Origin of the sequence: Peribacillus sp. NPDC060253 (assembly GCF_042727425.1) — a bacterium.
Lineage (GTDB): Bacteria > Bacillota > Bacilli > Bacillales > DSM-1321 > Peribacillus.
In genome coordinates this window covers 40,661-63,163 of record NZ_JBHXAS010000005.1, presented here as the reverse complement: position 1 = coordinate 63,163, position 22,503 = coordinate 40,661, and the positions used below count along the sequence as shown (strand labels likewise).

Below are 22,503 nucleotides of genomic sequence, written 5' to 3'. Positions count from 1 at the left end.
TTCTTCAATTTCAATAATTTCCTCTGCTTGGAACCATTTTTTCATCTTATTTAGCCATTTCAAACCTATCACTCTTTCTACATCTGTAGTTATGTAACTAATTCTACCAGTTATTTTTAAAATATCGAGAAAATTTAAGCTAAATTGGGATTTGTATGTACATTTTTTTCCGATTCTTTACCAACTCTACGTTTTTCGCCTAACTCCTACCCTACTAAACCCCTTCTGAAAAGAGTTTAAACCTATCCGCCGCGAAATAACTTTAGTCCCTAGTCTACTATTTAAATAAAACACCGCTGTTAAATCGCGTTTACAAAGAGATTAAGTTTCCATGCAACTATTAGAGACGTCCGTAACACATGCCATCACCCTATACGAAATCGCCGGTGGCATTCATATAACTGCTGAAACTTATAAAACACCGTTCGTTTAAACCGAACGGTGTTTTGTGGGTTCCAGCGTTTTTTTTGCTAAGAAAGGGCCATTTTGACTATTCCGATTCACCAAAGCTGCATACAACTTGTGCGACTGATTTGGCAGCGATCAATAGGGCATCTTCATCTATATCGAATTTAGGATGGTGATTGAAATAAGCCCTTTCCACCCCTTTTGGTTTACAGCCGATGTAAAAGAAGCAGCCAGGAATCTTTTCTGCATAATACGAAAAATCTTCCGAACCTGAGAACATCGGAAATTCCATGACCTTCTTAATATCTTTGTCGTTCATACTTTCAAGGCTATTTTTCACGAATCCAGTCAGTTCAGGGTCATTATATAACGGTGGATAATCAGGCACATACGAAAGTTCACACTGAACACCAAATTCCGTTTCTATCCCTTTAACGATCCGGTGGACTTCCTTATCTATCAGCTTTTGTGTCTCTGCTGTCATGTAACGGACATCCCCTTCTATTTCTATACAATCTTTAATGACATTAAAACTACCTTTTCCATCAAAAGAACCGATCGTAACCACGCCCATATCAAAAGGGTTCAAGCGGCGGCTGATAACGGTTTGCACGGCTGTGACGAAATGGGCACCTGCTACAATTGCGTCATTGGCCATATGCGGGGATGAACCATGGCCGCCCATGCCTTTTATTTCCAATTTGAAGTAGGTCCTTCCAGCCATCGAAAAGCCGCTGCGATATCCAATTTCCCCAGCTGGATATGTCGGGAATAAATGAATGCCAAAAACAGCATCCAGTTCATCCAGAACCCCTGATTCCATAATACTTTTTGCACCTCCAGGGGGTGTTTCTTCTGCATGTTGATGAATGATTTTAATGGTACCGGAAAGGGAATCTTTTAACTCTACTAGGCAGTCTGCCAGGACCAATAAATAAGCGGTATGGCCATCGTGTCCGCAGGCGTGCATGACACCTTCATTTGTTGATCGGAACGGAACCTCCGTTTCTTCTGTAATCGGCAATGCATCGAAATCGGCTCGTAGACCTATCGTTTTCCCTGGTTTCCCGCCTTCGATCGTTACGATGACCCCTAATCCATTTCCTGCATTCGTTTGAATGTCCACATCTTTACCCTTATAAAAATCAATGATATATTGTGCTGTTTTCTCTTCTTTGAAGGAAAGCTCGGGATTCTCATGTAAATGACGGCGGATTTGAACCATTTCCTCTTTACGGGCTTCAAGCATGTTCATTAATTGATTTTTCAAAATATTTTCCCCCTTTATTTCAATATAAGTTTTTGATCAGGAAGGCCTTTCGAAATGGAAGGCTTCGTTTCGCTGCACGCCTGCCTGTCAGAAGCCAAATAAAGCTGGCCCCATTCTTTTTTGCACGCCAAAAAAGGACAGAAAAGGGTTGCGTAAACTTACTGCTCCCCTTCTCTGTCCTTTTTACCTGAGAGTTTAACTCCATTTTATTTTCTGGAGATTTCCCCTTTGGTGGCATCATGTTTCATACGCGCTCTCCAGAGTTGCGTCCAGTTGCGGTTCCATTTACCTGAGAGATTTGATCCAAGGGTGATTTTTGGAACTTGCTCCTTCGGTGGCATTATATTTTGCACTCTCCCACAACATTCATCCGCTATATAATTTAAATATTCAGTTTTTTAAAATCGTGAACCAATTCAGACTGAAACTCATACCAGTCCCTATTCACCATCAGCAATAATCTCTATTTTCAAAATAATCTAACTATATTATCACCCATACTAAAATAAATTTCAACACCATTAAACAGAACATTCCGGAGATATCCCTCTCGGAATTATGATTACTTACGGCTGTAAAAAAAAAATTCCTTGCTGCTTTGTCACTCACGCTTCCTTTTCATTGAACATATGGACCTGAAAACTTCTAACTCTACTAAACTTGCACATAGTACTCCATAAATAAAGGACCACTGCCAAGCTGGAACTTTTCCATGCTGACACGGTCCTATGTTTTTCAATGATTCATTGTTCACGCTTTTTGTTTTTACCCATAATGAAGATGGGCTCCAACTCATTTTCTTCGTAAAGGAATGATAGAGCCGTTATCGGTACATGACCGCTCGCAAAGAAGCTCATGGCCATTTGTGCCAGAATATCATATCCCGTATCGTTCTTCACATCGGCAATGATGATGACATCCTGATGCGGAATGGCCACCGCCATGGTCCCCTCCATCTTGTCCTTCATGTCCCGAAGCCAGGAGTCGTTAAGAATTCGGCTAGCATCATATCCATCATTGGTGTTTAAAAAGTAAAATTTATTACCGGCAACGATATCCGACTTCATTTCAGTGGAAAGGGACCGGGCATTGAAAAGGGCAATTTCACGGATCCTTTCACCCTGCCAATTTTCCCGTTGAATCATCTTTTCATCAATCAAACGGTAGGTCTTCCCCAAATCGAGTGCGTAAAGTATCCGGGTTTCAGCCGTATGCTCATCGAATAAAAAAGGATTTCCTTCTTCTGATTCCATTGGAAAGGAAGTCGAACGGATGACAGGGAAAATGGATTTCTCCTTGCCTACCATGCTGTGTTCTCCGCCCATTACATTCAAGGCCTCTTCCACGTAATAGGCAACCTCATCGATGGCTTTTTCCTGCACGTTTTCATAGTTAGCAAGTACAGGAGGCAACTCGATGGTGATCCCCTTCCCGGTTTTCACATTTTCCACCCGTAACGTATCTTGCTTGCTATCGAATTTGAATGATCGGTTATCATCTTTTAAACGATCCTTCAAGATATTTTTCAGCTTCGTGCTGTCCATTTTCATGTTTGACCCTCCTCTTCATTGAAAAATCCCCAGCGAGAAGGGGAAATTGATTATAGTGATTGAATGAATTCCTCAATTTGTTCTTGTGTTTTGCGATCCTTGCTCACGAATCTGCCTAGCTCTTTGCCATTATCATAAGCAATGAAACTTGGTATACCGAATACATCATTAGCTGCACACACATCGATGAATTCATCTCGATCTACATAAATGAATGTAAAATCCGGAAATTTCGTTTCAATCTCGGGCATGATCGGTTCGATTACACGGCAATCTCCACACCATGTTGCTGAAAAAAGAAAAATATGTTTGCCTTCATTTTTTAATGCATCATATTGCTCCACAGTTTGTAAATTTTCCATTTGAATATTCCTCCTGCTCTAAATGATATCTTAGGTTTTATAATCCCATCATACCAGACTCTCTAGAAATCAACCATTAATACGGATTGGTTGAACGACAGCACTTTTACTTATTTTTGCGGCACAGATGAAACGACTTCCATCATTTGTTTCGCATCGGTTTTTAAATGGTCCTTATCCGTTTCCGTTGTCAACTTGACTCCACCGATCCCCACTGCTAGCTCATACTTTTCATTCGGTGACTCTTTAATCGAGATAAAACCGAACTTATCATCATTTTGAAATGAATGCAGCACCACATATTGATCATCTTGTTCCTTTATCGCCAAAAATAAGACGGAGCTGTCTTCCTTTTCATTAGGATTGACAAATAATATATAAATCTTATCACCTTTTTGTAAAATCAAATTATTATCATGTTCTTCCACTACTTTAAAACCCTTTGGCATATATACCTGAATAAGCCCTGCCTCAATATTGGGCTGTTTTTCATCGTTTCGAAATGCCAATTCTGCGGCCTTCTCTGCTTTTTTTGTTTGTCTATCGATACTGGAGCAGCCCACAATCAAACTGCTCAATATCAGAAATATAATAAGAAATTTTTTATTCGATAAAGCCATTGTCATTCCTCCAGCCGTCACTTTTACTCTCTTATGCATACTATTATCCTTATTTATGAAATTCATCCATTTTCTCAAAACATGATACAATGAAAGCAATTTAAATTCAGAGGAGGAAAACCATGAAATTAACCGTTTATCTTGCTGGGGAAATCCATTCAAATTGGAGAAGTGAGTTGAGAGATAAGGCCGCTGCCTTGAAGCTACCGTTAGAATTTGTCGGTCCGATGGAGAACCATGAACGATCCGATCATATCGGTGAAGATATTCTTGGTGAACAACCGAACCCGATTCAAAAGGATACGGCCGCTTCCCAAATTAATAATTTGCGGACAGGTCTTTTGATGAAAAAAGCTGACCTGGTCGTTGCTCTGTTTGGCGAGAAATATAAACAATGGAATACCGCCATGGACGCAAGCACTGCCGTTTCACTCGGTAAACCGCTTATTTTGATCCGCCCCGAATCCCATCACCATGCCTTAAAGGAATTATCAGAAAAGGCGAGTGTCACGGTCGAATCCGTGAATCAAGCCATGAAGGTGCTCTCTTATATTTTTGAAGATGGATTGTGACTCTCCCTTGACGAACCAATCATGCCTGCCATTCTAGAATAATGCATTCATCAAGGTAAAAGGGAAAACGATTATGTACAATCAAACCGCAAAAAGCTTGTAGGGAAACAGAATAACCCACCCTACAAGCGAAATGCATTTAAACTTATCTATTTTTAATAGGAATCCAAATTTCTGAGTAATAATCAGGGTTTGAAGCGTCATCATTCGTGTATACTTCCAGTTCAGGAATTCCGGCATGTTCATAACCACTTGTAGGAAACCATTCGGAAAAAATTTGCTTCCACGCTTTTTGAATGGCATCAGGCATAGGTCCGTGAACTTCAAATGCAACCCACTTGGAAGCCGGTATCGTAAGGGTTGAAAACTCTTCGGGTACTTTCCCGGCATACTCTGCAGCTATCCAATAATCCATCGTTTCATTTTTTTCCTCTGCCCTCTTATCGACACACACACCGAGCAATCCAACTATTTGGCCATTGTTCAGCTGCTCTAATTTGTCGCTCGTTCCATCCGCATTCACTTTCTCCCACAACTTCGGAATCCCAACCAAATTTCCTTCATTAACCAAAGAAAACTCTTGCTTGATCCCAATCAATTGAAAAGAATCTCTTTCAAGGATATTGTATTTCATCGGTTTTTCCCCTTTCAAAATCACCTGTATCACCAGGCGTTCATAGAATTTCAGCTTCCCCATATACTTCCGGGCTTCACTTGGAGATACTCCATGCTGCCTTCGAAAAGCTTTTGAGAAGGCCTCGGGAGTGTCGTAGCCATACTTGTAGGCTAAATCAATAACCTTGCCATTTGTGCTTGATATCTCCTGCGCCGCCAAGGTCAATCTTCGGCGCCGGATATATTCACCAACGGATATATCCGTTAAGATGGTGAACGTCCGTTGAAAGTGAAAAGCGGAGGCATTCGCTTCCCAGGAAATATTCTCGATTGTCAGGTCATCCAATAAGTGCTCCTCGATATAGTCAAGGGCCTTTTGGATCGATTCAATCCACCCCATCCCACTCACTCCTTGTCATCTATACTAGCAACCCGACAAATTTAAATCCTGTCAAATCTTGCTCTGTTGTGGCAGTATTCCATTAAATCGCTCGTAGAATTGATATCGTACTGCTGAAATATCAAAATGAAGCATACACTCATGCCAGTAATTCAAACATTCTACTTTTTCATTTTCAGCTTATACTCGTGTTGACCTGCAAGCATCCTCATGATATGAAGGAACATATCTCCTCTGGTGATTCGCTCATTAGTAAACACGCCAATCGCTCCTTCTTTTTTGCTTATATTCTCTTGCTTTGTGAAGTTGTCCATCACCGGTCCCAGTTCTTCGCCGCCCAGCAGCCTCTCAGCTACAATTTCGGGGAGTGGAACTCTCGCACCGCCTGCAACATAGACCGCGCCGTCTCTCGTTGCCATCGCACCCCAATTACACAGAAATAGGCCTTGCTCCATTTTCACGACGCCGCCTTCAAGTCCAATACCGATTTCGGCATCACTGTGAATCAAGCAGTTCAGGGCACGCGTCTTTGCCCCATCCATCGTTTCTTCATCTGAAAATGGCTGTTCCGAAACCCCGCTTTCCACTTGGAGTGATATGATATCAGCTTTTTCATATACGCCCAGCACAGCCTTTACCTTCGCCGGATTTTTACTGCCCACTGCTATTTTCATAATAGTTACCTTCCTTCTATGCAAAAAAAAAGCTGCTGGAAAAGGATATCTGACTGTATCCCTTTCCATTTCAGCTTCCTCTATCAGCCGTTATTTATCAATGTTTCAAATGTCGTTTTATCACAGGAACGAACCAATTTTCCAATCAATTCACGTGCAGCGGCATAATCATCAATATGAATCATGGATGCATGTGTATGAATATAGCGTGAACAAATACCAATCACACCACTTGGAATGCCCTCATTTGCAATATGGACCTTGCCTGCATCCGTGCCGCCTTGGGATACGAAATATTGATACGGAATATCATTAGACTCTGCTGTATCAAGGATGAACTCCCTCATGCCGCGATGTGTAACCATCGAACGATCAAGAATGCGGAGCAGTGCCCCTTTCCCAAGCTGGCCAAATTCACTTTTACTGCCTGACATATCGTTTGCCGGGCTTGCATCCAAAGCGAAGAAAATATCCGGTTTGATCATATGAGCCGCCGTTTGCGCCCCCCGTAATCCCACTTCCTCCTGCACGGTTGCTCCGGAATATAAGACATTCGGTAATGTTTCATCTTTCAGATCTTTTAACAACTCGATTGCCAGTCCGCAGCCGTAGCGATTATCCCAGGCTTTTGCGAGAATCTTTTTCTCATTGGCCATTGGCGTGAATGGACAAATCGGCACAATCTGCTGACCAGGCTTAATACCGATTCTCTTCACATCTTCCTTATCATCCGCACCAATATCAATAAGCATATTTTTGATATCCATTGGTTTTGAGCGTTGTGATTCATCAAGTAAATGAGGCGGAATCGAACCGATGACACCAATGACAGGACCATTATCGGTAATGATTTCCACTCTTTGTGCCAAAAGCACCTGACTCCACCAGCCTCCTAGAGTCTGAAAGCGAATCATTCCATTTTCCGTTACGGAGGTGACCATGAAGCCTACTTCATCCATATGACCGGCAACAAGTATCGTGGGTCCTTCTTCATACCCTCTTTTTACGCCAAAAATTCCACCAAGCCGGTCTTGGACGATTTCATCTGAATATTTTTCAAGCTCACTCCTCATGAAACTCCGAACTGCATGTTCATTTCCCGAGGCACCTGGTAATTCCGTCAATGTCTTAAAAAGTTCTAAAGTCTCATGATTCATCTTTTTACCCCTAACCTATGTATTGTTTCTTACTATTTTACAGAACTTAGCATCATATTACACTAGATAGTTCTAATTTATCAGTTAATGGTTAAAATTTCAAATTGTTAGTCAAATAAAGCGTTCTTCTGTATACTAGAAGAAGTGATTGAAAAAAAGCAATGGAGGAGAAATCAATGAATTGGAAAACGTTTTTACTAGGTACTGTAGCCGGATTCGCTGCTGGCTATGCGACAAAACAAATATTGGATCAATCTAGCAGACCTTCTCCGGATAAAGTGTTAGCCCAAGTTAAGGAAACAGTCAAAAAAGATGGAAATATATATGGCTCATGGATCTTGATGAAGCCGGAAATCTATACAAAAAATGATTTGGACTATGAAGTGTATAAAGGCGGGATCACTAGAAACACAGAGGGAAAACGCGAGCAATTCGAATTTGTTGCAGATGCCTCTACAGGAACGATCTTGGAGCTAAATGCGCAAAATGATTGAAACAAGAGGAGGACCGTCAAAATGACGTCCTCCTTTCGCTATCCCACTTACCGCTTCCGTTTCAATTCGGCTATTATCCCCTTACCTGTTGCATCCCATTTGATTGCACGGTAATGGGCATCATGGTAAAAGCTATACCAAGACCCATTTTCCAGTCCGGATTTCATCCACTTTTCCTTCGCCTCGATGGAAGTCATCGGATAATCATCATAAGCGAGTACCCAGAGGACATTCGCATGTGCATGCGTCGGCATGATATCTGCCATATGGATCAACCTATCCTCACCATCCTCAAGGATAATGATTGCATGTCCGTCACTATGCCCACCTGTATGGATCATTTTAATACCGTCCGTAATTTCTTTCTCTCCTTCAAAAGGACGCACAAGAGAAGCTACCGCTTCCCAGTTTTCAGACCAATATGTACTTTTTGAACGAATATTGGGGTTTTGCATTTCTTTCCATTCAGTTTGTGTCGTAATAATTTCTGCACGCTCGAAAACAGGCACCCAAGCATCACCTTCACGTTTCGTCAAGCCACATGCATGGTCGAAATGCAGATGGGTCATTAAAATGTAATCGATTTCATTTGGCCCTATCCCAAGACTGTCAAGATCCTCGACAAGATTGGATTCCTCCGCCACCCCAAAATTCCGTCTTTGCTTATCATTCATCTTCCCATTACCAATCCCTGAATCGATTAGCATGTTCAACCCATTTGCCTGCACTAAAATTGGATCCGTACGTAACTCGATCTGGTTATTTTCGTTAACAGGATACTTCTTGGACCAGAGCGGTTTCGGTACAACACCAAACATTGCACCACCATCCAAGTGAGTCACACCGCCATTCAGCCATGTTAATTTAATTTCCCCGATTTGCAAAGTTTCCATTTTACCCCTCCTCTCCCTTTAGTTTAACATCCACTTCCAATTATTGAAATTGATAACGGTCATCACGTTCGTAGGAATAAAAAAACACACTTATTTATCCTTTACGATTTACCCAATGAAAATCTTTCGTATCGGCTTAAGGTTTTATAATATCTCATCCATAACTTAGTATTCTGAAAATACCCGTCATCAAGTATCGACCATTGAAGTATGTTTTGCTTTGATAAAGTTTTATTGAGAGGTTCACGGCAGCCTTATTGCTTCTGCGCGCAAAGAGCGCATTGATCTATTCTTAAACCACATAAAAACCAGATGCAGTGCACCTGGTTTCTAATCGAACATTATTGGAACATTGCTTCCAATCGGTATATCCGGTTTCCTTTACTCGAGAACTTCTCTTCATATTCAGTCATGATATTACCTTCAAAGCTGCTGTTATGCAGATCAAGGCTTACATATTTCAAGAGCAGGCCGTATTCGGATATACTCTTCAATGAAGATTCGAATAATCCTTGGTTATCCGTCTTGAAGTGAATCTCTCCCTGGTCTGGCAGGATGCCTTCATAAACTTCAAGGAAGGTCTTATACGTTAACCGACGTTTAGCATGACGTGATTTCGGCCATGGATCAGAGAAATTCAAGTAGACGCGATCAACGTCACCTTTTTCAAAATATTCCCCTAAGTTCGCAGCATCGACATTCAACAGCTTTAAATTTGGCACTTCCGCCTCAATCAGCAAGTCCAGTGCAGCTACAATGACGCTTCTATATACTTCTATTCCAATGAAATTCACATCAGGATGGGCCTTCGCCATTTCTGTAATGAAACGGCCTTTCCCTGTACCCACTTCAATATATAACGGATTATCGTTACCGAAAACTTCATGCCATTTACCTTTATGGCTCACTGGTTGCTGAATTACATATTGTGGAAAATCATTCAAACGGTCTTCAGCCCAAGGTTTATTTCTTAAACGCATGATGACACCCCTATTTATAAATATAATCGTTCAAACCATAACACGAGTGGATGGATTCCTGCAAGTTGATTTTTTCAGGAAAAGCCTGCATGTACCCACTGAATCAACAAAAAAACCACCGTCCATCCAGGCGGCAGTCTCTGTAGTTTTCATGTATAAAACTTTCCGCAAAACACACCATAAATAAGTGAAGGGCAGGCGAAAACAACCTGAGAATCCCTTAGATCCATATTTAAGAAAGGAGAGAAATTATAATGCCACTTTCCCATGAACATCAAATGTCACTATTGAAAGATATATTAACCAATCATCAATCAGACTGCTGCGGATCCGTTTCTGAATGTGAGCAGGTTGAAAGGCTCGTCAAATCCTTAATGGTCAATATGGATATTGATAGCAATGTGAAAACGATACTGACAGAGATTTACGAATACAGTCAGACAGGCATCGGTGCCGCTGATTTAGATGCACATATTACAACCCACCAGAACGACTTATCCCAGTGGGTGGATGACATGGATCAATACGGATCAGTCAACCGTTAATAATGCTTCAAGTTTTTGCAGTAAATCATTTCTTTCCTCGTACCGCTTTCTACGATGATGCCATTGGATGGAAAGCACAAGTTGTGAAACCGTGTGCCATTTCATCCTCATCTCCAGGCCTGCGTCAAGCTTCTTGCCATATCGGGCAAGCCACTGCTTCCATTCATTCCTTGGGACGTAAGAATACAGAAGTATGCCGAGGTCAATGGCCGGATCGCCAATGACCGCTCCGTCCCAATCAATTAGGAACAATCCGTCGGTTTCCGTCATAAGCCAATTATTATGGTTCACATCACAATGACAGACGACTTTTTCGTCACATTCAATCAACAGGAGATTGTTCTGTAAAAAATGAATGGCTTGCTTGATAATCGGGATTTCCGTAACATCCGAAGTTAACCCGGTTTCTATGTCTGTAAGTATACTTTCAGGTCGTAAAGGGGATTTCCCAAGCCTTTTGAGCATGCTTAACAAAGGATCGGATTGATGAATTTTTTGAAGCAGCTTTGCGACTCTTATATTGTTCATTTCCTGCTGAGATAGCTCCCTGCCTTCCATCCAATGCTGGGCCGTAATTACATCCCCATTTTCCAGGCGTTTTGTCCACATTAACTTTGGAACAATGCCCTCAGCTGATAGAACAGCTAAAAATGGCGATGAATTTCGTTTAAGGAAGAGCTTCTGCCCATCTTTTTCGGCAATAAAGGCTTCTCCCGTAGCTCCTCCAGCAGGGGATATATCCCACTCCTGACCTAATAAATGTTCCAACTGGTTCACCTTCGATTTCCTCGCTTAATCATACAAATGTGGGTACGTTCACCTAGTGTATGTATTACCACTACTTTGAGTCCATGTTTAATAAAAAATCCGCCTGCTGGCGAAGCTGCATATATACGTGCATCGGGATGACACCCGCAATTAAAAACATCCTCATTTTTGAGAAATAAAAAAATAGCTATTGAGCAATTTAACAATAGCCATAAATTAAATTTTAGTTGAAAAACGGTTTCTTCGTCAAGTACTATAAAACGATTATACGCATAAAACAAAAACAAATAAATCATTTCATATTTTTGTATCAACTATCATCCTTGAACATGACGCGGATTTTCTCCTTCAGAACCTCTACAGCTACTTCATCCATTCCAACAATTTCTCCATCCGATTGGATTTTTACTGACCCGTAATTCTTCATTTTCATCGTTTCTCCAGAAAAAGCATCAACGTTTTTAATGTGCAGGTGACCGCCCCATAAAACGGTGATGAATACGCTCAATAATTTCAACCATGAAATATCATGGACCGCAATCACATTCAACCTGCCATCATCCGGCTTTGACATCGGTGAAATCTTCATTCCGCCGCCAAAGTACGGCTGATTCGCAATGACGATGAACCAAACCTTTTTCAATAGATGCCGATTTCCATCAACGATCAATTCCATGCAGCTAGGCTCATATTTGAATAACTTTTTTAAAAATATGAACAGATAAATTAATTTACCCGCTTTGACAAAATTAAACCATTTTTTCAAAAGCGAACGGTCGGATTCAAAGGAAATTTCCGCATCAATCCCCATACCCAGGCTATTCATAAAATAACCAACCCTACCATCCGTCTCAAACTGTCCAATGTCAACGAACCTGCAGGCGTTCTCCTGAAATAAAGAAAGGGCTTCTTCCACACTCTTTGTTTTTTGAACGCCCCTTACATAATCATTGCCAGATCCAGCCGCAAGTGCTCCGATGATTGCATGAGGAAAACGAATGGCGCCATTTACCATTTCATTTATCGTACCATCTCCCCCGACAGCGATCACCCTTGTTTCCTGATTCGTCCCTGATAGGATTTCCTTCGTCAATCTTAATGCATGCCCCTTTTCTCTCGTAAAAAACACTTCATAAGGAACACCTTGTGATTTCAACATTTCCTCGGCTTTTTTCCAAACCTTCATACTTTCTTCATTTCCAGCCATTGGATTGACAATGAAATACAGTGTTTCGTTAAGGTGCGGCATGCTCATTTCCCTCTGTTTGGTTATTATATTCCGAATCCCATTCCGGTCGCAGGCTGGATGTAGTTTGGCAATATTCCAGCAATGCCTGAGCTCCTTTTAATTGCTGTGCCTTAAGCGGAGATGAAATGGAACGCATTTTTTCAAACCATTCCGGGAAGGTCCGCTTATCCAATATGGTCATATCATATGGAGTTTCAAGATAATCCACATAACCATTTCGCGATAGAATCACCTTTTTTATCGGCACATTCACTTCATATAGCTCAAATAACTGGGAGACGATGTTCCCCATCCGATTTGCACCCAATAAAGGATTGAGCACTTTTTTATCAGGATGCTTATGATGCCTGCGGACCCAGAACCGATCGCTTGAACCGATGAAAGCTGCATCTTCTTCCGCTTCCAGAAAAGTGATGCACCAAGCGTCAATAGGGGTCAATAAAATGACATCGACTTCAACAGGGGCGTTTTTCAATAGAAAGATAGGTTTATATAATACGAGAAACGTATCCGGAAAACGCTGCAGAAAAAAGCGGAGCCTTTCATCCAAAAAGAATGTTTGGTCCACAAATGACTTTTCACGAAGCGTCGAACTCCCCCATTTCATTTGAAAGCGGAGCAATTGATTTAAAAAATTCTGCTTTAATTCATCCACACTAGCTGGACGGTTCGGAAATCTCAATGAAAATATATTGGGATTTTCAACCTGGTTCGATATTAGCAACTCTTCTGCCTCTGCCTCCTGTTTATCCGTTCGGTGAAATATGCCTTTCACTTTTTTGAATAAGCCCTTTGACTCTTCGTGAGGCGCGTCAATTTTGACCTCGATTTCACCCGCGTCATATTCGCTATACAATCGATCTAGCTCGCCCGCATCATATGCAGCCTTCAATTTATCCCATTGCTGCTTTTTCAGTCGTGCAAATTGTGTTGGATATCGATAAATATCCTGCTCATACCGGGAAATATAATCCTGCATCTTTATGAGCTGTGCCATTCGACCACCACCCATCTTTCTTTCTCTATTATTGAAAGTTTATCGTGAATATCTTTTCGTATGAAGGGAAAGCTCCGAGATGTGTTTGATAAAGCGCAACCTGGACTGCTTCAAAATGCTCACCCTCCAAATTGGCTATCTGTCGGACGCCCTCCAGCGAAAAGGGACTTTCCCCCTCGTATTTTCTTGCTAGCGTTATATGGGGCTTAAACGGCTTTTTATCAAGTTCAAAACCCGCCTCTACACATGAGTCATAGATTTTCTTTTGAATGGTAAAAAGCCTTTCTTGCTTTTGGACACCTGCCCAAAGAATTCTTGGACTTTCATTCTTGCCAAAACCACCGATACCGTCAAGTTTCAGCTCGAATGAGGTCTCATCGGCAAGCTCCCTTTCGACACGCTCCAAAGCATCCTTTTTCAATGAATCGGGAGCATTACCCAAAAACGCCATCGTAATATGATAATCGGCTGGATGCAGCCATTTCTTAAATGGAAACTCTGACTTCAGTTGTTCCGTTACAGCATATAAGTATGCCTTTATATCATCAGGTAACACTAAAGCAAAGAAAAAATGAGTATTCATGGTCACGAACATTCCTTCCTGTTTTCCCTATAATTTTACCATAATTCCCATTGGATATACCCCCACTCGTACTTGTCTTCATGATATTCCGACTGGGAAAATCAATCCGTAAACAAGGGTTTAGAAGGGCCGAATTGTTCATGTTCTAGGTCGGATTTTCATCGTTGACGGACGATTTGTTCATGCATTAGGTCGGATTTCCCCGGTGACGGACGATTTGTTCATGCATTAGGTCGGATCCCCGCTGAGAAGGACGATTTGTTCATGCATTAGGTCGGATCCCCGCTGAGAAGGACGATTTGTTCATGCATTAGGTCGGATTTTCCGCATTGACGGACGATTTGCTCATGCATTAGGTCGGATTTCCCCGGTGACGGACGATCTATTCAAAGAACAAATGATAAGCAAAGAAAAAAGGACCAAAAATTGGTCCTTCTCCCCTTTAGCTGAACAGTGTTTCATAAAGCAGGAATAAGTTCAGCCCGATGATAAGTATTGCAATAAGCCAGGCAACGCTCGTGGTGATTTTATGATTAACCAGGTTGCCCATGATGTTTTTATTGCTAGTAAACATGATCAATGGCACTAAGGCAAACGCGATTCCAAACGAGAGTATCACTTGACTCATCACAAGAGCTTTAGATGGATTCACTCCCCATAATATGATGATCAGTGGTGGAACGGTTGTAATGACCCTTCTCAAATAAATCGGTATATGCCTTTTAATGAATCCCTGCATGACTACGTCACCGGTCATTACACCAACGGAAGAGCTTGATAAACCGGCAAATAATAATCCTATTCCAAAAAACATCGCGACAGATGGTCCAAGCATGGCACCAAATTGGTGGTAAGCCACATCCAAGTCTTCTACAAGTATTCCGTTCTTATGAAATAGGGCAGCTGAAACAATGACCATGGCAGCATTGATACCACCTGCAATCAACATGGCAATGACAATATCAATTAGTTCAAAACGGAAAATCCGCTTTCTTTCCAAATCATTTTTACCGACTATTCTCTTCTGAGTTAAAGAGGAATGAAGGTAAATTGCATGTGGCATAACGGTCGCTCCAAGCATACCCGCTGATAGTAAAATACTGTCCACCCCTTCGAATTTTGGAGTGAAGAGTCCTAAAACAACAGCCGAAGTGTCAGGTTGTGCATAAAAAACTTGAGCACCAAAGGCAAGCACTACAACAAAAATCATGACCGTGATCAAGGCTTCGAATGTACGATACCCTCTACGCTGGATTTCCAAAATGGCAAAGGAGCCAATTGCGGCTATAATGGCCGATGTGATAAGCGGCAAATCAAAGAGCAAATAGATTCCAAGTGCAGCTCCTATGAATTCTGCTAAGTCTGTTGCCATGATAACGGCTTCGGCCTGAATCCATAATAAGAATGAGGTCTTTTTCGAAAATTTCTCCCTGCATAATTCAGGAAGATTTTTCCCAGTTGCTATCCCTAGTTTAGCTGACAGTGATTGAATTAATACAGCCATTAAATTAGAAGCGAAGATAACCCATAATAACGTATAGCCATATTTTGATCCGGCTGTAATATTGGTGGCATAATTCCCCGGATCAATATAGGCCACAGCCGCTATAAATGCCGGTCCTAGATAAGGAAGCAGTTTTTTAAATCCTCTGGAAGAAGATTGATGCAATACATCAGACATATCTATCTCAACTCCTTTTACACGCAACTCAAAATGTTGCAATGGGTAAACTTTTTAGGTTATTAGCAAGTATATTCCTGAATCTTGAAAATGTCAAAAAGGACAAACTTAAATTTTCAAAGGTTTTCTACCGCATAAGGAGGATGTTATAAACGTTAAAAACACAGGCGGGTAAAAAGGATTCGGACATGTTTTCCTTCCCTTCCGGCATACACCTCAGAGATTGCTGAAAAATAAAAAAAACCCCTTGCCAGTTATGGCAAGGGGATGAACACATTTATTTAACCGGACCGCATTGCCTCTCGATTTCCTCAGAAAACAGTTTCTGCAGTCTTTGGGTTATCGGACCGGGTTCTCCGGAACCAATCGATTGGCCATCGATATTAATAATTGGTGTCACTTCAACGCTTGTGCTCGTATAAAGGACTTCGTCGGCTGCCATCATGTCCTCGACTGTGAAGGCTTCTTCGACATAGGGAATTCCATGATCAGCGCAAAGCTTCAGCATCACTTGACGGGTAATTCCATTCAGGATCAAGTTTGTGGCCGGATGCGTTTTAAGTAATCCATCCACCACGATTGAGACATTGGACGAACTTCCCTCCGTCACCGTGCCATCACGATGCTGAATCGCTTCGTCACAGCCAGCTTCCACCGCTTGCTGTTTAGCCATTATATTACCCAGTAGATTTAAACTCTTGATATTACAGCGCAGCCAGCGAATATCCTCGGTCGTAACTCCCTTGACCCCTGGCTTCATTTTTCCTGTATAAGGAGTTTCCTTCGTATAGGCAACAAAGACCGGTTCCACCTCTGCACTTGGAAACGCGTGTGTACGCAGAGATACTCCTCTCGTCAACTGCATATAGACGATACCGTCCTTCAGTTGGTCTTCAGTGATCAGCTCTTTCATACGGGTCTTGATTTCCCCTACAGTATAGGGAACTTTCATCTTAATCAACTTCGCGCTGTCCATCAGCCTGTTCAGATGCATGTCCCCCGCAAATAATTCGCCATTATAAACCCGGATGACTTCATAGACTCCATCACCGAATTGATATCCCCGGTCTTCAATATCAACCTTTACTTCCGACCTGCTTTTAAGGTCGCTGTTAAAAATGATTTTTCCCATATTTTCTCCCTCTTTAGCCTCTTATTTAGCCAATTCATGAATGGCACGTGCATAAATGGACGTAGCCTTAAGCATATCCTCAATATCAATATATTCATCTTTCTGATGCGCAATGTCTTCGCTGCCAGGGAAAAGCGGGCCGAATGCAACGCCTTCCTTCAACGAACGGGCGTAGGTGCCTCCCCCAATGGAAAGGAGTTCAGCTTTATCACCTGTCTCCGCTTCATAAACTTTCTGCAACGTCTTAATCAAAAAGCTTTCACTGTCCACAAAATGCGGCGTTGAATGCGAATTGGTCTTCACTTTCAAATTATATGCCGCAAGCCTATCTTCTAATGCCGCCTTTTCCTTGTCCCATTCGAACGTCACCGGATATCGCATACTGAAACCAATCGAGCTGTCCCCCTGTTTGGAATAATTGAAAACGCCGGCATTGACCGTCAATTCACCCGTTTGCTCATCCGAATATGCCACACCTAAATTATTTCCGCGGGAATCTTCAAACAAACGATCTTTGATGAAAGAGAAGTAAGCTTTCGCATGCGGATCAAGAGTATGATCAGCTAAAAATACGGCTAAATGCAGACCTGCATTCTTACCATTTTTCGGTTCCATCGCGTGCGCCGAGACACCGTTCAATTCCAGAAGCACTTGATTTTTTTGCGGAACAGCTTGGCCCTTCAATGAGTATTTTTGCAAATAATCCTGGTAGTTTGCCACTACTTCAGCAGGGTTAGCCGCCTCCACAAGTGCCGTTGCAAAATCCGGTACCATATTCGTCCTTCGACCTGAAGAAAATTCCATTACGTTCACTTCAGAGTTCGTACCATTTCCTACATCGGCTGGTTGTATAACAGAGAAATCCCAGATTCCTTTTTCCGCACTGATGATCGGGAAGTCAGCATCTGGTGCGAAGCCCATCGTGGGCATTTCCTCCACTTCAAAGTACCGGTCAACGCAGCGCCAGTTCGATTCTTCATCGGTTCCAATAATCATCCTCACGCGTTTGTTCAAAGGCTCCCCTAGCTCCCGTACCAGCTTCATCGCATGATAGGCAGCCATCGTCGGCCCTTTATCATCGATTGCCCCACGAGCATATATGCGGCCATTGCGGATTTCAGCTCCAAACGGATCCGAACTCCAGCCATCCCCTTCAGGTACTACGTCGACATGGCATAATATCCCGATTAACTCCTCGCCTTCACCCATTTCAATATGACCAGCGACATTATCAACATTTTTCACGGTAAAACCGTCTTTTTCGGCTAATTGAAGCATGAAATCAAGCGCTTCCTTCACCCCTTTACCGAATGGGGCCTCCTTAGTCGGATGTTCTTCATCCAGTACACTTTTTATTTTCAATAAATTTTGTGTGTCCAGTAACAGGTCCATTTTCCGTTTTTCAACTTCTTCTCGCCAATTCAATTCATTCAAAATCGACAACTCCTCTTTTATATATATTTTTCATTTTATCACTTTTACTATCTTATTCGCCAAATGTTGCTACCTTTTCTTCGTATTCCCGTATTATCGCTAACGTCTAACTACCGATAAAGTTCCCTACACAAACCCTCTTTTCATTAAAAAGAAGATGATTTCATTAGACGATCGTCATCCATCAGCTTTGTTACTTTTCGGTTCAGTCTTGGGATGTATAATGCTAAAAACACTGAACGCCCTAAACTGAAAGCCAGGAATGCAAGCCATAATCCATGATTGCCATGATGCGGGACTGCTGAAAATTGGACAAATAGAAAAGCCAATAGGGCAAGGAGCATCGAGTTCCTTACAGGAACGGCTTCAGTCGCACCGGTAAACACTCCATAGAAAATGAGTCCGATAAAGGCACTGAAAGGGAATAAAACAATCCAAAGTCCGTATTCATGGGCCAGTTCGATGACTCCTGGAATATTCGTGAAAAGCAGGATAATCTCATCGCTAAATAGATAGTATGATACGGCAAGTATGAAAGAAGCATACAAGCCCCACTGCGCCGATAGTGAGAGAGTTTTGTTATAAAGGTGTATATTTCTTGAACCGATGGCCTTCCCGACAAGGAGACTCGAAGCGTTAGCGAATCCATCAAAGCAATAGGCCATCAGATAATGGATTTGAATGAGTACGGCATTGGCCGCCAGTGTCTCTGTCCCGAAAGTGGCTCCCTTGGCCGTAAAAAAATTGAAAACCGTGATCAGACAAATGGTCCTGATGAATAAATCCCTGTTGACCACCATCATTTTTTTCAGGGAAGCCCGATCGAACCCCTCCAGTAATGAAAATGCATCCGGGACGTTAACCGCTTTCCGGATCACCCACAAGCCCAGTAAAAAAGCGGCAATTTCTGATATCAATGAAGCGGCAGCAACGCCTGATACAGACCATGAAAAGCCATTTACAAAAACCAGGCATAAGACAATATTGATCACGTTCATGAAAACTTGTATGAACAAAGATGTTTTGATCTTCGATTTCCCGATTAACCAGCCTAAGATGACATAGTTCAATAATGCAAAAGGCGCACCCCATATCCGGATGCCGAAATAATCTGCAGCAAAGGCGGATACTTCCGATCCCGGACCAATTGCGCCTAACGAAACATGCAAAATGGGTTTTTGGATCACGATAAAAAGAAGACCTATAATCGCCGCTATGAAAAAAGGCCGAATCAAGGCCATCAGGCTTTGCTTTTCATCCCTTGCACCCTCTGCTTGTGCAGCGAAGGCAGATGTACTGACCCGAAGAAAACCAAAAAGCCAATACATCGTATTAAAGATAATCGTTCCGACAGCTACGCCGCCAATATAAGCGGGATCACTCAACCTTCCAACCACAGCCGTATCAACCGCACCGAGCAAGGGCGTACTCATCGTTGAAATCGTAAGCGGAATGGCCAAGGAAAGATACGTTCTGTTATTCATACATGGATGATCTCCTTTTTACATTAAATTTCAGAAAAAACCAAAATTGGAATGACGTTATAAAAATTTGTATTAAAAGTACAAAAAGATTGCAGTATTCAATTTTACTCACTAGAATTGAACTTATCGTGCTCCCCGACAACAGTTGCCAGGAATTCGAGGACCCTAATTGCATGCAATGCCTCTACAAGATTACTTGTGAATCGTTTCAAATAGAACGGGTTAAGCATTTAGATTTTGCCAATCTATGGGATCAATATTTGAATATTAAATGATTGATAACGTTTTCAACTTACAGCGATTATGGGCAGTCCATTTAAATATATCAACTATTGCAAACATGCATCCACTTTTTATCCAGCAAGAAAAAGTAAAGGCGCAAGCCGGAAAATAAAATGCTTGACGGATTCATCCAGAAGGAATAGTATTGCTCGTTGATAATATAACTTTTGAACTAGCTTTGACATATATTCATGGTTATAACAAACTAATTGGGAGTGATCATGATGGGAAGATTGACTGATAAAGTAGCCATTATCACTGGCGGAGCATCTGGCATGGGCAGGGAAATGGTAGACCTATTCACAAAGGAAGGAGCACAAGTCATTGCGGCTGATATCAATGAAAAAGCTGTAGCTGTTGTAAATGAATTGGATAACGTCCATGGAACTGTACTTGATGTATCTTCAGATGAAAGCTGGAAAAAGGTGACGGATGAAGTGATCGCTAAATTTGGCAAAATCGACATTTTGGTTAACAATGCCGGGATATCAACAGAAAAAGGCATTAACGATACGACATTGGCTGATTGGCAGCTAATGTTAAGCATTAATGGATTTGGACCTTTCCTTGGAATGAAACACGTTGTTCCTTACATGGCTAAAGAAGGTAAAGGCGCAGTTGTGAACATTTCTTCCTTTACAGCTCAAATCGGTATGGGCTTAAACTCTTATTCAGCTTCCAAAGGTGCCGTTCGTGCTATCTCCAAGGCAGCTGCAACACAATATGGCCGCATGGGCGTCCGTGTCAATGCCGTATTCCCTGGTATCATCGAAACACCAATGACACAAAAATTAGAAGAGTCAAAAGAGTTAGTGAACCAAATGATCAAGGCAACTCCATTACAACGTTTGGGTCAGCCGGCGGATATTGCAAATGCCGTGCTTTATCTAGCATCCGATGACGCTTCATACGTAACTGGTGCCGAGCTGGTCATCGACGGTGGATACTCCGCTCAATAATAAAAGGCAGAAATGGAAAATCCCATTTCCGGAATCCAGAAACGGGATTTTTAACCTTGGAATAGCTATTGGAGTAATAAATTAAGTCAACACACCAATGAAATAGCCAAAAGACGTAAATACCAAACACCAACTAAATGCTCCTGCACCTGCAAAAATGAAATACTTCCGTTTCTCCATTCCGTTCATTCCGGAAAAATAACTAGCGAAGTGGCGAACACCCGGGATGAAATAAGCAATGATAAGGGTCCATGGACCGTATTTATTGAACCAACTCTCCAGCTTTTCCACCCTTGCAGGAGTCATTTTGATCCACTTACCATACTTTCTCAAAAAAGGCTTACCCACCTTTTTCCCAATGAAATAACTGATCAGCATCCCAGAAATCGAACCAAGAAAACTTACGAGGAATGCCCCTTGGACATTCAAAACAGAAATGGATGACAAATAGCCGACAAAAGTCATCATAAACTCATCAGGTACAGGCAAGCCAATAATCCCAATGGCCAGCAGTGCATATATCGCAAAATAACCATAGTTTGATATTAGTTCTTTTACCATGTCCATCTTTAGTACTCCATCTCAGTCACCCTTTTTACAAAGTAATCCAATTAATAATGCGGGCCTGGTTAACGTGATTACTTCTTTTTAATAGGATAACCTAATTTAACCTAAAATGAGTTGATTTTCATAAAAAAAGTAAAAAAAAGTAGAATAAACACGTTTTATGTTGAAAAACTTGAATGCGAAATGAATATTTGCCAATGATAAAGCGGACTCGATGACCGAGTCCGCTTACGTCTTAATTCACGATTTTTATTTCCTTGATTGGCCAGTACACTAGATTCGCCTTGCCGACGATTTCATCAACGGAAATCGTACCGATTTCACGGCTATCCAAACTATTTTGGCGATTGTCCCCCATAAGGAACAGCTGATCGTCCGGCACTGTCATACTGCCTGTAATATCCTCGAGCTTGAAGGATTCGGTCAGCGGCATTCCTGCCATCTCATTCTTATATTTGTCCAGGTATGGTTCTTTATAAGCTTTCCCATTAATATAAAGCGTATCATCTTTATATTCGATATGGTCACCTGGCAGACCGATAACCCTTTTTATATAATCTTTATCTGCCGTTGCATGAAAAACGACAATATCAAACCGGTCGATGCTATCGATATCGGTTCCAAACTTGGTAAGTACAATTCGTTCGTGGTCTTGCAGAGTTGGCATCATTGACTCACCGTCCACGACAATGGGAGCAAAAATATACGTTCGAATTAAAAAAGCTAGAATGACTGCAATCACAATCGCTTTAATCCATGAAAAAACTTCTTTTCTGTTTTCCAATCGAAGTCCCTCTCTCTGTTTTTTATTCATGCCATTATATCAT

Annotated in this window: 23 protein-coding genes and 1 riboswitch; of the genes, 4 read left to right on the top strand and 19 right to left on the bottom strand. The window is 41.7% G+C overall.

The features are described 5' to 3' along the window. Positions 1 to 490 precede the first annotated feature (490 nt). The 4 genes from ACFWE9_RS02725 to ACFWE9_RS02710 all read right to left on the bottom strand — a co-directional run bounded on the left by ACFWE9_RS02725 (position 491) and on the right by ACFWE9_RS02710 (position 4,249). The gene (locus ACFWE9_RS02725) at positions 491 to 1,678 is read right to left on the bottom strand and encodes a M20 family metallopeptidase (protein ID WP_230154581.1); all 1,188 of its coding nucleotides are present in this window, start codon (positions 1,676 to 1,678) and stop codon (positions 491 to 493) included. A 266-nt stretch (positions 1,679 to 1,944) separates the two neighbouring features. Beyond that, positions 1,945 to 2,048, bottom strand: a riboswitch (glycine riboswitch). Positions 2,049 to 2,421: 373 nt separating this feature from the next. Continuing rightward, the gene (locus ACFWE9_RS02720) at positions 2,422 to 3,228 is read right to left on the bottom strand and encodes a DUF1444 domain-containing protein (protein WP_377355449.1); all 807 of its coding nucleotides are present in this window, start codon (positions 3,226 to 3,228) and stop codon (positions 2,422 to 2,424) included. Between the two features lie 50 nt (positions 3,229 to 3,278). Continuing rightward, entirely contained in the window at positions 3,279 to 3,590 is a 312-nt protein-coding gene (locus ACFWE9_RS02715; protein ID WP_207436825.1) for a thioredoxin family protein, read from the bottom strand. Between the two features lie 110 nt (positions 3,591 to 3,700). Beyond that, positions 3,701 to 4,249: a hypothetical protein gene (locus ACFWE9_RS02710; RefSeq protein WP_230154578.1), complete on the bottom strand. Its 549-nt coding sequence runs from the start codon at positions 4,247 to 4,249 to the stop codon at positions 3,701 to 3,703. Positions 4,250 to 4,332: 83 nt separating this feature from the next. On the opposite strand from ACFWE9_RS02710, the gene ACFWE9_RS02705 reads away from it, so the two are divergent. Beyond that, a complete protein-coding gene (locus ACFWE9_RS02705; protein WP_230154576.1) occupies positions 4,333 to 4,782 on the top strand; it encodes a YtoQ family protein in 450 nt (149 codons plus the stop codon). A 145-nt stretch (positions 4,783 to 4,927) separates the two neighbouring features. On the opposite strand, the gene ACFWE9_RS02700 is transcribed toward ACFWE9_RS02705, so the two are convergent. From ACFWE9_RS02700 to ACFWE9_RS02690, 3 genes are all read right to left on the bottom strand, one after another. After that, positions 4,928 to 5,797, bottom strand: a complete 870-nt coding sequence (locus tag ACFWE9_RS02700; RefSeq protein ID WP_230154574.1) for an AraC family transcriptional regulator — start codon at positions 5,795 to 5,797, stop codon at positions 4,928 to 4,930. 161 nt (positions 5,798 to 5,958) lie between these two features. Continuing rightward, positions 5,959 to 6,471 carry a DUF84 family protein gene (locus ACFWE9_RS02695; protein ID WP_230154568.1) on the bottom strand — a complete coding sequence of 171 codons (513 nt, stop codon included), beginning with the start codon at positions 6,469 to 6,471 and terminating at the stop codon, positions 5,959 to 5,961. A gap of 83 nt (positions 6,472 to 6,554) precedes the next feature. Then, complete coding sequence (locus tag ACFWE9_RS02690; RefSeq protein WP_230154559.1) at positions 6,555 to 7,628, bottom strand: M42 family metallopeptidase; 1,074 nt, start codon at positions 7,626 to 7,628, stop codon at positions 6,555 to 6,557. A gap of 176 nt (positions 7,629 to 7,804) precedes the next feature. Between ACFWE9_RS02690 and ACFWE9_RS02685 the strand changes: the two genes are divergently transcribed. Further along, positions 7,805 to 8,122, top strand: a complete 318-nt coding sequence (locus ACFWE9_RS02685; RefSeq protein WP_230154556.1) for a PepSY domain-containing protein — start codon at positions 7,805 to 7,807, stop codon at positions 8,120 to 8,122. Positions 8,123 to 8,169: 47 nt separating this feature from the next. On the opposite strand, the gene ACFWE9_RS02680 is transcribed toward ACFWE9_RS02685, so the two are convergent. Further along, entirely contained in the window at positions 8,170 to 9,015 is an 846-nt protein-coding gene (locus ACFWE9_RS02680) for a YtnP family quorum-quenching lactonase (RefSeq protein ID WP_230154547.1), read from the bottom strand. Positions 9,016 to 9,356: 341 nt separating this feature from the next. After that, positions 9,357 to 9,995, bottom strand: coding sequence for a tRNA (guanosine(46)-N7)-methyltransferase TrmB (gene trmB, locus ACFWE9_RS02675; RefSeq protein ID WP_230154539.1), 639 nt, complete (start codon positions 9,993 to 9,995; stop codon positions 9,357 to 9,359). A 254-nt stretch (positions 9,996 to 10,249) separates the two neighbouring features. Between trmB and ACFWE9_RS02670 the strand changes: the two genes are divergently transcribed. Then, positions 10,250 to 10,540, top strand: coding sequence for a YtzH-like family protein (locus ACFWE9_RS02670; RefSeq protein ID WP_230154537.1), 291 nt, complete (start codon positions 10,250 to 10,252; stop codon positions 10,538 to 10,540). Here the strand turns inward: ACFWE9_RS02670 and ACFWE9_RS02665 are convergent. From ACFWE9_RS02665 to ACFWE9_RS02630, 8 genes are all read right to left on the bottom strand, one after another. Beyond that, entirely contained in the window at positions 10,526 to 11,308 is a 783-nt protein-coding gene (locus ACFWE9_RS02665) for a phosphotransferase family protein (RefSeq protein WP_230154535.1), read from the bottom strand. The two genes, ACFWE9_RS02670 and ACFWE9_RS02665, sit on opposite strands and share 15 nt — an antisense overlap. A 310-nt stretch (positions 11,309 to 11,618) precedes the next feature. Continuing rightward, positions 11,619 to 12,557 carry a diacylglycerol/lipid kinase family protein gene (locus ACFWE9_RS02660; protein ID WP_230154533.1) on the bottom strand — a complete coding sequence of 313 codons (939 nt, stop codon included), beginning with the start codon at positions 12,555 to 12,557 and terminating at the stop codon, positions 11,619 to 11,621. Beyond that, positions 12,544 to 13,554 carry an NERD domain-containing protein gene (locus tag ACFWE9_RS02655; RefSeq protein ID WP_230154531.1) on the bottom strand — a complete coding sequence of 337 codons (1,011 nt, stop codon included), beginning with the start codon at positions 13,552 to 13,554 and terminating at the stop codon, positions 12,544 to 12,546. Before ACFWE9_RS02655 ends, ACFWE9_RS02660 begins: the two co-directional genes overlap by 14 nt. Positions 13,555 to 13,582: 28 nt before the next feature. Beyond that, on the bottom strand, positions 13,583 to 14,137 hold the full coding sequence (gene thpR, locus ACFWE9_RS02650) for an RNA 2',3'-cyclic phosphodiesterase (RefSeq protein WP_377355465.1): 555 nt from the start codon (positions 14,135 to 14,137) through the stop codon (positions 13,583 to 13,585). A gap of 442 nt (positions 14,138 to 14,579) precedes the next feature. Beyond that, positions 14,580 to 15,818: an Nramp family divalent metal transporter gene (locus ACFWE9_RS02645; protein ID WP_290370496.1), complete on the bottom strand. Its 1,239-nt coding sequence runs from the start codon at positions 15,816 to 15,818 to the stop codon at positions 14,580 to 14,582. Positions 15,819 to 16,095: 277 nt separating this feature from the next. Next, on the bottom strand, positions 16,096 to 16,950 hold the full coding sequence (gene dat / locus ACFWE9_RS02640) for a D-amino-acid transaminase (RefSeq protein ID WP_230154529.1): 855 nt from the start codon (positions 16,948 to 16,950) through the stop codon (positions 16,096 to 16,098). Positions 16,951 to 16,971: 21 nt separating this feature from the next. Beyond that, positions 16,972 to 18,384: a dipeptidase PepV gene (gene pepV, locus ACFWE9_RS02635; protein WP_230154527.1), complete on the bottom strand. Its 1,413-nt coding sequence runs from the start codon at positions 18,382 to 18,384 to the stop codon at positions 16,972 to 16,974. A 146-nt stretch (positions 18,385 to 18,530) separates the two neighbouring features. After that, positions 18,531 to 19,868 (bottom strand): MATE family efflux transporter, encoded by a 1,338-nt coding sequence (locus ACFWE9_RS02630; RefSeq protein WP_230154526.1) that lies wholly within the window; start codon positions 19,866 to 19,868, stop codon positions 18,531 to 18,533. A 506-nt stretch (positions 19,869 to 20,374) separates the two neighbouring features. On the opposite strand from ACFWE9_RS02630, the gene ACFWE9_RS02625 reads away from it, so the two are divergent. Next, positions 20,375 to 21,109: an SDR family NAD(P)-dependent oxidoreductase gene (locus ACFWE9_RS02625; RefSeq protein WP_377355443.1), complete on the top strand. Its 735-nt coding sequence runs from the start codon at positions 20,375 to 20,377 to the stop codon at positions 21,107 to 21,109. A gap of 81 nt (positions 21,110 to 21,190) precedes the next feature. Here the strand turns inward: ACFWE9_RS02625 and ACFWE9_RS02620 are convergent, their stop codons facing one another. Together ACFWE9_RS02620 and lepB are read right to left on the bottom strand one after the other, a co-directional pair. Next, positions 21,191 to 21,676, bottom strand: coding sequence for a DedA family protein (locus tag ACFWE9_RS02620; RefSeq protein ID WP_230154524.1), 486 nt, complete (start codon positions 21,674 to 21,676; stop codon positions 21,191 to 21,193). Positions 21,677 to 21,911: 235 nt separating this feature from the next. Beyond that, positions 21,912 to 22,490: a signal peptidase I gene (gene lepB, locus ACFWE9_RS02615; RefSeq protein WP_230154523.1), complete on the bottom strand. Its 579-nt coding sequence runs from the start codon at positions 22,488 to 22,490 to the stop codon at positions 21,912 to 21,914. Positions 22,491 to 22,503 lie beyond the last annotated feature (13 nt).